The 7347-nt window shown below is 69.2% G+C and carries 8 protein-coding genes and 1 tRNA gene; 2 read left to right on the top strand and 7 right to left on the bottom strand.

Going from position 1 to position 7347, the window contains the following annotated elements; translation table 11 throughout:
* The first annotated feature begins 331 nt into the window (after nt 1-331).
* Nucleotides 332-943 (top strand): hypothetical protein, encoded by a 612-nt coding sequence (locus AOK22_RS11455; RefSeq protein ID WP_055698491.1) that lies wholly within the window; start codon nt 332-334, stop codon nt 941-943.
* A 3-nt stretch (nt 944-946) separates the two neighbouring features.
* Nucleotides 947-1162, top strand: coding sequence for a hypothetical protein (locus AOK22_RS41375; protein WP_069884859.1), 216 nt, complete (start codon nt 947-949; stop codon nt 1160-1162).
* A gap of 157 nt (nt 1163-1319) precedes the next feature.
* Here AOK22_RS41375 and AOK22_RS11450 read toward each other — a convergent pair whose 3' ends face one another.
* The 7 genes from AOK22_RS11450 to AOK22_RS11420 form a co-directional block, all read right to left on the bottom strand.
* Nucleotides 1320-1799, bottom strand: a complete 480-nt coding sequence (locus AOK22_RS11450; RefSeq protein ID WP_055698490.1) for a hypothetical protein — start codon at nt 1797-1799, stop codon at nt 1320-1322.
* A gap of 215 nt (nt 1800-2014) precedes the next feature.
* Nucleotides 2015-3190, bottom strand: coding sequence for a helix-turn-helix domain-containing protein (locus AOK22_RS11445; protein WP_055698489.1), 1176 nt, complete (start codon nt 3188-3190; stop codon nt 2015-2017).
* A 104-nt stretch (nt 3191-3294) separates the two neighbouring features.
* A complete protein-coding gene (locus AOK22_RS11440) occupies nt 3295-3936 on the bottom strand; it encodes an HAD family hydrolase (RefSeq protein WP_055698488.1) in 642 nt (213 codons plus the stop codon).
* A gap of 171 nt (nt 3937-4107) precedes the next feature.
* A tRNA-His gene (locus AOK22_RS11435) sits at nt 4108-4180 on the bottom strand.
* 111 nt (nt 4181-4291) lie between these two features.
* Entirely contained in the window at nt 4292-4894 is a 603-nt protein-coding gene (orn, locus tag AOK22_RS11430; protein WP_069884861.1) for an oligoribonuclease, read from the bottom strand.
* A 10-nt stretch (nt 4895-4904) separates the two neighbouring features.
* Nucleotides 4905-6134, bottom strand: a complete 1230-nt coding sequence (locus tag AOK22_RS11425) for a GlxA family transcriptional regulator (RefSeq protein WP_055698486.1) — start codon at nt 6132-6134, stop codon at nt 4905-4907.
* 396 nt (nt 6135-6530) lie between these two features.
* On the bottom strand, nt 6531-6854 hold the full coding sequence (locus tag AOK22_RS11420) for a hypothetical protein (RefSeq protein WP_055698485.1): 324 nt from the start codon (nt 6852-6854) through the stop codon (nt 6531-6533).
* Nucleotides 6855-7347 lie beyond the last annotated feature (493 nt).

The following is a 7347-nucleotide window of genomic DNA, read 5'->3' as shown; positions in this document are numbered from 1 at the left end:
GCCTCCACCGCCCCCAGATCGTCCTGCCGACGGAACTGGTACAGCGGGCGTCGTCATGAGGGGGCGTCCCTCAGGGGCGTGCCCCGCATCGGCATGACCCTCGTCACATGAAGAGGGAAAGCGCCGGTAAAGGAGAGGTCAAGGGAGCGATCACCCAAGTGCACGCGAGGCGCGGCACGTTGACCGTGAGCCCGCCTCGCCGATGCGACCCTCCTCCGCCTCCTTCACCGCTTCTCGCCCGGCCCGCCCCATGAATCGAAGTTCGACACGCCTGTAGAAGGTCGTTACGGTCTCCTCCGAACTGTTCCGCGCAAACCTATGGGGGGTTGACGTGCGCGCATTCTCCGCAGCCGTCATGGCAGGAGTTTCCACCGCCGCTCTGATCGCCGTCGGTACTTCTCCCGCGTACGCGTCCGAGGACATTCCGTCCGACTATTCGGGCGAAGTGCTCGCCGACGGTGTCGTCATCGAGGACATTCCCGGTGAGGAAGTGACTCCGGAGGAAGAGGAAGAAGTAAAGGCGCCCGACTACTCCGGCCTGCCCGACGGCGCCGTGCGGTCCGCGACCGGCTCCACGGCGCTCGGCGTCTTCACTTACTCCCACGGCGGAGTGACCATCAAGGTGCCGTCCGGCTGCTTCCTGACCCACTCGGTCAAGGGCTCGGGCAAGAAGGTCAGCAGCCAGCTCGCCGGCGTCGACTGTGTGGGCCCCGCGGCGCTCGGCTCGCGGTTCTGCAATGCCCGCCTCGAATTCCATTACGCCGACACCGCGGGCAAGACGTACAAGATCAAGCGAGGGCCGCTGCGGACGAAGTGTTACACGGGAACATTCCCCACCTATAAGATCGGGGCGCACACGCTGCCCAAGTACGGAAAGGCCTGTGCGCAGCTTTTCATCAATGGCAGCCGGAAAGCCGTGCAGTGCCACTTCATCACCAAGTAGGCGTTGATCGTGAACAGGGCGTACAGCTCCCGTAACTGGTGGACCGAGATGGCGGTCGGTGTGCTCGTCACTCTCGTCTGCACCGCGCTGCTGCTCGGTGTCGGCATCTGGGCACTGGAGGGCCGCGGCGGCACCGTGAACCTCCTGAGCTGCCTCGTCCCCGGCCTCGCGGCAGGCATCTGGGCGGCCCGCCGCTACCGCCGCCGCCACACGGCCTGAACTGCGCGCGAGCCGAGCAGCCCGCATGGCGTGACGCTTCCTGCGGCCCTTCCGGCATGCGTCGCCATGTAGGCATCGGCGGCATCCGGCCGTGTGCTCCATGTAGCCGCAGGAGAAAGGATCGGCGGCAGGGAGCGCTCGGAGGGCTTGCCCGGTCTCATCGTGCACTCCCTCGGAGGGAGTCCCGCGCGATGTGCACCAAGGCGGCGACCGACTGGACGAGGCACAAGTCACCGACCATGCGAGGGCGCACGGCCCAGTACAGGCCGGTTGGGCCGCAGAGGTCGGACGCCGGAACGGACAGGCGGTGTCCGGAGCCCAGCATCGGGGCCTCGTCGGGGTGGCTCCACCGCGCCGCCGGGCACCGTTCGATCAGTGCGTAGTACGTGGCCTTCGGCCGATCGTGGATGACCGGGCCGCAGAGCAGCTCCGCCAGTGTCGCGCCCACTACGTCGGGGTCGGTGGTGCCGACTGCGGCATGCACGATCTGTGCGGACAGGCGTACGGCGTTGAACCGGGTGCCGAGCGGGAGCTGCGTGGTCCCGCGCTCCAGCCAATCCCGGTGCGCCTGCTGTGGCTCCTGCCGAGATCGGGCGATCCAGTCGAAGACCGCTGATCCGCTGCGTGGAATGGTCATTCCGTGGCCCCCGTCGCGTGACGCAGCCCGGAGAGGGGCGTGCGGCGGTCTTCGCGCATCGTGGTGACCCGAGCCCATCCGGACGTCTCGAATGTCGATCGACTCATGTCTGGCTCCTGACCTGTCGCCTGTCGTCGTCGGTGCACAGATCATGGGTGCCGGGCGAGCAGGTCAGGGATACACCCTGTACCCCCTCGGCTCGCCGGAACGGGTTGTCACACGGCGCCGATCCATCCGGCGAAATGACGAAGCGACTCCTTGTCGCTACGCCGTAGACGCAGCAATGTGCATGCGGTCTCCCGTGCCCACGGATGCTTGCGAGTATGTTGCGGCGCGATCGAGCGAGCCGCTTTCAGCGACTCGAACGCGTCCTCCAGCCGGCTGCCCCAGACTTGCGCTCGCGCCAGCTCGATCCAGAATCCCGAGCGACGCTCCGCCGGCAGCGCAATGGACGGCGACCACTCCTGGGCCAGACGCAGTGCCTCGTCGATGTGGTCGTGGCCGAGGCTCACCGCGACGGACAGCTCGTGTACGCGCACGGACTCCGGACCGAACGCCGTACCCAAGTACGTCGCCTCCGGCGTCCGTTCACTCAGGAGTCGCGCCTGAGTGATGTGCGAGCGCGCCCTGTCGGCGTCACCACTCCGACCTGTGACGACCGCCGCGCGCATGTGCAGCGCGCCCCGGGCCGCAGCCGTAGCCCGGTCCGTCACGGAGGGCGCGATGTCGACCGCGGCCTCCAGTGTGCGTGCGCCCGCGGCATGGGCTTGTGCCGTGAAGAAGGTTTCGGTGCGGACATAGGCGACGGCCGCGTCCAGCAGCGGATCCTCGGCATGGGGCGCGGCCCAGCGCATCAGCTCGATGAGCCGTGCGCTCAGGTCGTGTGCTCCGTACTTGTACGCCACGGCGTCCGCCGCGCGGGCCATGGCGACAAGGAGATGCGACGCCGCGCGCCGGTCGGGCGCGTGGTGGAACGCCGCGAGCGCGTCGCCGAGGAGTGATGGTGCGTGCCGGGCGATGAGTCCGTACCGCGCGGCCAGGCGCCAGCCGACGGCTTCGCTGACGGCGGCGTGCAAGTCGTCGAGGCTGCGGCCGGGCGGGGCGAGGGGGACGTCGAATGCGGCGATGCTCGCCGAGATGTCCGGCAGCGCGGCGTGGACACGGCGCTCCGTGCCGGTAAAGGAGCCGTCGAGGCGAGTGGCATCCAGTCCGAGGGCTGCCGCGATCGCTTCGAGAGAGCTGTCCCCTGGGCGTCGCTTGCCCTGCTCGATGGCTTTGACCATGGCGAGGGACAGATGGGAGCGCCGTGCGAGGGCGGCCTGACTCCAGTTCTTCGCGCGACGAGCGGCAGCGATCCGACTGCCCGGCCCCATGTTCTCGACAGCGGGCATAGCGGCTCCAGTCCGAGGAATCCACTGCGAACCGTACCCGGGCGATGACGTACAGGTGCGAGAATCCCCCTCGTCCGTACTCGCAAGGGCCACTTTGTGTCGGGTCAGGCCGTCACGATGGGCACGAGGTCCATGAGCGACTCGATGCGGTAGTCCGCCGCCGCGACGACCTCGGGATCCTCGGACCACAGATGGCCCCACGGGCCGCGCCGCAGATGTGCCGTACGCAGCCCGGCCGCATGCGCGGGCAGTGTGTCGTTCTGCGGATGGTCTCCCACGTACAGAATCTCGTGAGCCCGCGCGTCGGCCTCGGCGACGAGCCGCTCGAAGAACGCGGGGGACGGCTTCGCGACGCCCCACTCCCCGGACACGGCGATCAGGTCCGCAGGCAGGTCCAGGGCGCGCAGCAGCTCGCCCGCCTTCGCCGTCTGGTTGCCGGCGACGACGACGCGTACACCGGCGTCACGCAGCGCGGACAGGGCGGGACGGACGTCCTCGTACACGTCGGTCTCGTCGAGGTGCTCTCCATGTCCCGCCTCCTCGCGAGCCCGATACGCCGAGGGGATGTCGATGCCCGGCCGGAGGAGACGGAGAGCCTCGGCATTGTCTTTCCCCTGGGCGACCACGGCCCCGACGAGCGCGGAGACGGTATGGCGCGGTACGCGGAGCCAGTCGGCCCACGCCGCCCAATAGCGGTCGTCCCGGACGAGGGTCTCACCTACGTCGAATGCGATGGTGCGGATCATTCCGGAACCCTAGTGGGGGCCGCGGCGGAGGATGTCGCCGCATTTCCTGGAGGCGCTCCGTGATGCCTACCGCGAAGGAACGGTATGGCACGGGTCACATACGGTTCCCGGGAATCAGGGCATACGAAGAAGGCCCGGCCTGCTTTCGCAGGCCGGGCCTTGATCTATCAGGGTGAGTGACGGGACTTGAACCCGCGGCCACCTGGACCACAACCAGGTGCTCTACCAACTGAGCTACACCCACCATGCCCGGTCTTTTGTCGTTCTTCCGACCGGCCGAGAAAAAGTGTACAGGGTCCGAAGGGGTGCTCGCGCACACGTTTTCCGGACCCCGTACGAGAGGCCTCCCGCGGGGCTACTCCGCAGGCAGGACGTGCTTGGCCGCGATCGACTTCGCCGTGTCCGAGTCCGGGCCGGGCTGCGGGACGAAGATCGCCTCGCGGTAGTAGCGGAGCTCGGCGATGGACTCGCGGATGTCGGCGAGCGCGCGGTGGTTGCCGTTCTTGTCCGGGCTGTTGAAGTAGGCCCTCGGGTACCAGCGCCGGGCGAGCTCCTTGATGGAGGAGACGTCGACGATCCGGTAGTGGAGGTACTCCTCCAGCGTCCGCATGTCCCGCAGCAGGAAGCCGCGGTCGGTGCCGACCGAGTTTCCGCACAGCGGAGCCTTCCGCGGCTCCTTGACGTGCTCACGTACGTACGCCAGGACCTGCTCCTCGGCGTCGGCCAGCGTGGTGCCGCCGGCCAGCTCGTCGAGGAGCCCCGAGGCGGTGTGCATGCTGCGCACCACCTCGGGCATGGTCTCCAGCGCCGCGTCCGGCGGGCGGATCACGATGTCCACACCTTCGCCGAGCACGTTCAGTTCCGAGTCGGTGACCAGTGCGGCCACCTCGATAAGTGCGTCATCCGTCAGCGAGAGCCCGGTCATCTCGCAGTCGATCCACACCATGCGATCGTTCATGCGTCTTACCCTACGGCGCACTCCTCTGCCCGGGCAGAGGCGGACGACCTGGCGCGTACGCGTCCGAGTGCGGCTTGCCCGGCTCGGTCGGCACGGAGGTCGAAGGGCCGAGCGCGCTCGCCGCGGCCGTGCGGCGGGTCTGCGTCGGCACCGGACCCGCCTCCACGAGCGTGGGCATGGACTGCGCGGTCGCCGCGGCGGCCTCCAGGGCCCGCTCGCCCTGCGGCCTGCGGGCGCGGTACGCGGCCCGGTAGGCAGCGGGGGACGAACCCAGCTGACGCCGGAAGTGACCCCGCAGCGCCACCGGCGAGCGGAACCCGCAACGGCCCGCGACCTCGTCGACGGAGTAGTCGGAGGTCTCGAGCAGCCGCTGTGCCTGGAGCACCCGCTGGGTGATCAGCCACTGCAGCGGCGCGCTGCCGGTGAGCGAGCGGAACCTGCGGTCGAAGGTCCGCCTGCTCATGTACGCACGCGCGGCCAGCGTCTCCACGTCGAACTGCTCGTGGAGATGCTCCAGCGCCCAGGCGACGACCTCGGCGAGCGGGTCGGCGCCGATCTCCTCGGGTAAAGACCTGTCGAGATAGCGCTCCTGGCCGCCGGCGCGGCGCGGCGGCACGACAAGCCTGCGGGCGAGCGCACCCGCCGCTTCGTTGCCGTGGTCCGTGCGCACGATGTGCAGACAGAGATCGATTCCGGCCGCGGTGCCGGCGCTCGTCAGGACGTCTCCGTCGTCGACGAACAGCTCGCGCGGATCCACGTGGACGGACGGATAGCGCTTCGCGAGCGTCGGCGCGTACATCCAGTGGGTGGTCGCCGGGCGTCCGTCCAGCAGTCCGGCCGCCGCGAGCACGAACGCACCCGTGCACAGTCCGACGATGCGGGCGCCCTCCTCGTGGGCGCGGCGCAGCGCGTCGAGTGCCTCCGGCGGTGGCGGCGATGTGATCGACCGCCAGGCCGGCACGACGACCGTGCCCGCGCGACCGATCGCCTCCAGACCTTGTGGCGCGGTGAGTTCGAGCCCGCCGGTGGTCCGCAGCGGTCCCTCCTCGCCGGCGCACACGAGCAGCCGGTATCGGGGGACCCCGGCGTCCTGCCGGTCGATGCCGAATACGGAGAGCGGTATGGAACTCTCGAAGATGGGACCACCGCTGAAGAGCAGCACCGCTACGATCTCCCGGCGGCGTCGCCCCGAGAGCTTCCGAGCCGCGGCCTCCGGCGCAGCAGTGGAGTCGTGACTCATGGTGCTAAACCCCCCTCGGTCGTCGCGGCTCCCTGTTCTTGACGTGCTTGTTGGGCCTGTCGCTCCTGCACGTTTCCCCTCGGTCCTCCACCAGTCCCCCGCCGTAATACAGTCAAGATCGAATCTACTGTGTCCCGTGCCGCCGGGGTGACCAGTTCAGCACCCGGTGGATTGTCGACATGGCAACTTGGCGTGAAGCATTCGATCACGAAGCGTTGCACTCGGGGAGCTTGCTGGGAAGTGGGCCTCCGCTCGGTGGCCGGTCCCCGTAGGGTGCGGGCGCCTCCAGGGCGGCTTTCAGCCCTGGTCGGACGGGGGTTGATGGCCTGTTCGGCCAAGGAATGCATCGCTCCCCGAAGTTGGCTGAAAAGCTACGGGAGCGTGTGTGTGAATCGGTCAGTCGACCGGCGCACCTTCGGCATGTTGGCGCGTGCCCCTGTGCGCCCCGGGGGCCGTTCTGCCGTGCCGTCCGCGGTGCCCGTTGTTCTGTTCTGCAAGCAGTCGCGCGGCGCCCCGCTCGGACTGCCGCAGGAGCAGTCGGCAGACCCCGGTGACGGCCACGAGACCGAGCGCCGAGCCGGCGGCGCCCGCCAGTGAGGTGCCGTACCCCACGAGGACGACGGGAACCAGTACGCAGCTGAACGCGGCCCAGCGGACCACGTCGCTCGCCGAGTCCGGCGGGGGCGCCTGCTGCGGCTCCTGGGCGCGTGGTGCGGGCACGCCGGCCGGGCGGCGCTCGCGCGCCCCCTCGGGCGGCCTCCGGCGGCCGTGTGCCGAGTGGTGCCGGCCTTGCCGGACTTGCTCGGGTGAATCAGAGCGACGGGTGGAGGGTGGGGACGCGGTCGAGGGTCCAGGCACGGCGTGCTCCCTGTGGCGGTGGCGTACGTGGGTTCAACGCGTGGTCCCTCCGGGGGTCACTGGGAGTGGCGGGAGACGGCGTCCGGACGGGTGGGCAAACCGCCTGTAGGAGGCAGCAACCATTGCCATACGGGCGAGGCTCATGCATGCTCCGGTGAACGCCGGGGAGGTGCGGTACAAGGCCCGGCGCGGGCCCGTGCGGGCTCTTCATGAGCTCTGGGCAGGAGAGGAGTGTCGCCGTACCCTTGGGGGTATGGGGTTGGGAAGATGATTCCCGGACGACCTTCATGGTCCTGAACCTTCGCACCACCCGAAAAGCCGACCCTCCCACAGAGGACTCCTTCGCCGAGACACC

This window comes from Streptomyces silaceus (genome assembly GCF_001419745.1).
Taxonomy (GTDB): domain Bacteria; phylum Actinomycetota; class Actinomycetes; order Streptomycetales; family Streptomycetaceae; genus Streptomyces; species Streptomyces silaceus.
This window is presented reverse-complemented; position numbering and strand designations above follow the sequence as displayed.